4 protein-coding genes are annotated in these 3,278 nt (G+C 72.3%); 3 read left to right on the top strand and 1 reads right to left on the bottom strand.

Annotation, left to right across the window (positions count from 1 at the left end; genetic code table 11):
- Together IO30_RS43905 and IO30_RS0128865 are read left to right on the top strand one after the other, a co-directional pair.
- Positions 1–99: adenosylhomocysteinase (locus IO30_RS43905; protein ID WP_078904277.1), on the top strand; the 99-nt coding region annotated here is incomplete at its 5' end.
- 140 nt (positions 100–239) lie between these two features.
- Positions 240–857, top strand: coding sequence for a hypothetical protein (locus tag IO30_RS0128865; protein ID WP_031147740.1), 618 nt, complete (start codon positions 240–242; stop codon positions 855–857).
- Between the two features lie 19 nt (positions 858–876).
- On the opposite strand, the gene IO30_RS40980 is transcribed toward IO30_RS0128865, so the two are convergent.
- Positions 877–1,824: an RDD family protein gene (locus tag IO30_RS40980; protein ID WP_037895426.1), complete on the bottom strand. Its 948-nt coding sequence runs from the start codon at positions 1,822–1,824 to the stop codon at positions 877–879.
- Positions 1,825–1,935: 111 nt separating this feature from the next.
- Here IO30_RS40980 and IO30_RS0128855 point away from each other — a divergent pair, with 111 nt between their 5' ends.
- A complete protein-coding gene (locus IO30_RS0128855; protein ID WP_031147735.1) occupies positions 1,936–2,943 on the top strand; it encodes a stage II sporulation protein M in 1,008 nt (335 codons plus the stop codon).
- Positions 2,944–3,278 lie beyond the last annotated feature (335 nt).

Here is a 3,278-nt window from a genome sequence, read left to right as displayed (position 1 = left end):
GCCCTGGGCGTCCGCCTCACCACCCTGCGCAAGGAGCAGGCCGACTACATCGGCGTCCCGGTCGAGGGCCCGTACAAGCCGGACCACTACCGCTACTGATCCGCGGACGTCGTCCCAGCAGGCAGGCCCCCGGCGCGCGTCGCCGGGGGCCTGCCCCGTCCGCGCCCCGCGGCCGGCCGGCGGTACGTTGACGACACTGCACCGACCGCCCGCCCGCCACCCGAAGAGACGTGCTCACCATGCCCCGCGGCCGCTACTCGCTCCACGACCCGCACGACCACACCCCCCTGGGCGAGGAGCACTTCCACTGCGCGCCCGGCCCCTCCGGCTGGCGCTACGTCTCCCAGGTCACCACCCCGGACGGCGGCCACCGCGGCTCCGTCGACCTCGCCGTCGACGAGCTCGGCCGGCCCATCCGCCTCGAACTCAACGCCTCCAGCTGGCAGGTCCGCGGGGCCGCCATCGACGGCGTCACCTGGGTGCGCACCGACCCCGCCGGCGCCGAGGCCACCGAAGGCAACGTCCAGGCCCCCGGGTTCACCGGCACCTCGCCCGCCTTCCTCATCGCGACGGCCCGCCTGCTGCGCCTGACCCCGGGCGCTCCCGCCACCCGCGTCCGGCTCGTCGCCCTCACCGACCCGGTCCTCGCCCCGCGTACGGTCGACCAGGCCTGGGCCCTGCTGGCGCGCGAGGAGCACCCCACCGACAGCGGCCCGCTGCTGGTGGACGAATACCAGGTCAGCGCCCTGGACACGGGCGAGGTGCACACCGTCCACATCGCCGGGGACGTGGTCCTCTCGGCCCCCGGGATCGAGCTCGAACACCTGGAGACCCCGCCCTCGACCTTCGAGGACTAGGACCGACCGGTCCAGGACCTCAGGCGGGCGGCGCGAACCCGCCACCGCCGGGCGGCCGTACGGGAGCCGCCTGCACGGGCGGGGCCACCACCTGCGGAGCCGCGTACGGAGCCGCGTACGGCGCCGGACCCTGCACCGGCGCCTGCACCGAGGGCATGGGCGCGGGCATGGCTTGGGGCATCGGCATCGGCATCGGCATCGGCATCGGCGAGCCCCCGCCGTGGCCGAAGGCCCGGGCGGCGTCCCGCGACTGACGCTCGTGCACCACCGCCATCAGGTACGCGGCAGCGGGCACCCCGGGCGGCGGCGGAGCCCCCGTACGTGCCACCAGCTCGTCCGCGAGGCGCACCGCCATCACGGCGCCCACCTGCGGATCCAGCTGCCCCATCCGCGTCAGGTACTGGCGGATCGCCAGCCACAGCCCGTCCGGCACCGCCGACAGGTCCAGCCCGCCGAACCTCCCGGCCAGCCACGGCGGCGGCGCGGGCACCGGCATCACCCGGGCCCCCGGCACCCGTTCCCGGACCACCAGGGTCCCCGCGAAGACGTCCCCGAGCCGCCGTCCCCGCTCCGACACCAGCGAGGCGATGCACGCCACCGACCCGAAGGTCAGCAGCAGTTCCACGACGCCCATGGACCCGCGCACCAGCGCGTGCCGGAACCGGATCGGCCCGCCGTCGTCGCGCACCACCCGCAGCCCGCAGGCGAGCTTGCCGAGCGAGCGCCCGTGGGTCATCGTCTCCACCGCGATGGGTACGCCGACCAGCACCAGCAGCACCGTGGCCACGGCCACGGCGGCCTGCGCGGCGAAGTCCAGCGAGGCCGTCGACAGCGTCAGCGCGAACGAGACGGTCAGGTATCCGATGACGTACACCGCCGCGTCCAGGACGAACGCCAGAGCCCGGCTCGGCAGCCTCGCCGGTCTCAACCCCAGGACGACAGCGTCCCCCGTCACCAGATCGCTCACTGCAGCACCTTTCACGTGACCTGCCCCGCCCCTACGGCATCCAGTCTGCCAAGCTGACCACATCAGGAGCAGTCAGCAGCAGGGGACCTGGGGCAGGGGAGCGGTAACCGGATGGATCTCGACGTCTTCGTGGCGGCACACCGGGCGGAATGGGACCGCCTGGAGCAGCTTCTGGGCCGCGGCCGCAAGCTCACGGGCGCCGAGGCCGACGAACTCGTCGATCTCTACCAGCGCACCTCCACCCACCTCTCCCTGATCCAGTCCAGCGCCCCCGACCCCATGCTCGCGGGCCGGCTGACCCAGCTGGTGGCCCGGGCCAGGGCCACGGTGACCGGCGTCCGCCGCGCGGGCTGGCGCGATGTGATCCTCTTCTTCACCGTGGGCTTCCCGGCCGCCCTCTACCGCAGCCGCCGCTGGTGGATACCGACGGCGCTGCTCTCCACCGCGGTGGGCGTGCTCATCGGCTGGTGGATAGCCACGCACCCGGAGGTGCAGGGTGCCATCGCCGCCCCGGCGGAGCTGAAGGCCCTCACGGAGCCGGGCGGCGAGTACGAGACCTACTACTCCAGCCATCCCGCGGCCTCCTTCGCGGCCCAGGTGTGGACGAACAACGCCCAGGCGGCCGCGATCTGCCTGGTCCTGGGGGCGTTCCTGGGGCTCCCGGTGCTGTGGATCCTCTTCCTGAACATGGCCAATCTCGGGGTCGGCCTCGGGCTGATGGCCTCCGCAGGCCGGCTCGACGTCTTCCTCGGCCTGATCCTTCCGCACGGCCTGCTCGAACTGACGGCCGTCTTCGTGGCGGCCGGCACCGGCCTGCGCCTGGGGTGGACGGTCATCGACCCGGGCCCCCGCACCCGCCGGGCGGCCCTCGCCGAGCGCGGCCGGGCCGCCCTCGGCATGGCCATCGGCCTCGCCCTGGTCCTGTTCGTCTCGGGCATCATCGAAGGCTTCGTGACCCCGTCCGGCCTGCCCACCTGGGCCCGCATCTCGATCGGCGTGCTCGCCGAGGTGCTCTTCCTGCTCTACGTCTTCGTCCTGGGCCGCCGCGCCTCCCTGGCCGGCGAGGCAGGGGACGTGGAAGCCGCCGACCGGACGGCCGTGCAGCCCACCGCGGCCTGATGTGCGTCAGCCGCCGATGAGCTGCTAGTCTCCTGGTCGTCCCGCAGCCACCGTTGACACGGAGCCAGCGGGGAGGTAGATTCGAACGGTTGCCTCGAACTGGACAAGTTCGGCAGCGATGGTTTAAAGTCTCTCTCGCCCCCGTCATGGAATTGAATTCCTGTGGGGCACAAGCGATTCCTCAACCAGAATCCGAAGCCGGGAAATCCGGTGGAAAACTTCTGATAGAGTCGCAATCGCCGGAAAGGGAAACGCGAAAGCGGAAACCTGGAAAGCGAAACCCGCTTCGACCGGGAATCGGACACGAAAGAGTCTGATAGAGTCGGAAACGAAGA

The organism is Streptomyces xanthophaeus (assembly GCF_000725805.1).
In the GTDB taxonomy this organism is placed as follows: domain Bacteria; phylum Actinomycetota; class Actinomycetes; order Streptomycetales; family Streptomycetaceae; genus Streptomyces; species Streptomyces xanthophaeus.
Note: the sequence above shows the minus strand (reverse complement) of the source record. Positions and strands in the feature narration are given on the sequence as shown.

Excerpts from the sequence above, each read along its gene's own strand:
- IO30_RS0128865 (WP_031147740.1), top strand. The coding sequence starts at position 240 with ATGCCCCGCGGCCGCTACTCGCTCCACGACCCGCACGACCACACCCCC.
- IO30_RS0128855 (WP_031147735.1), top strand. The coding sequence starts at position 1,936 with ATGGATCTCGACGTCTTCGTGGCGGCACACCGGGCGGAATGGGACCGC.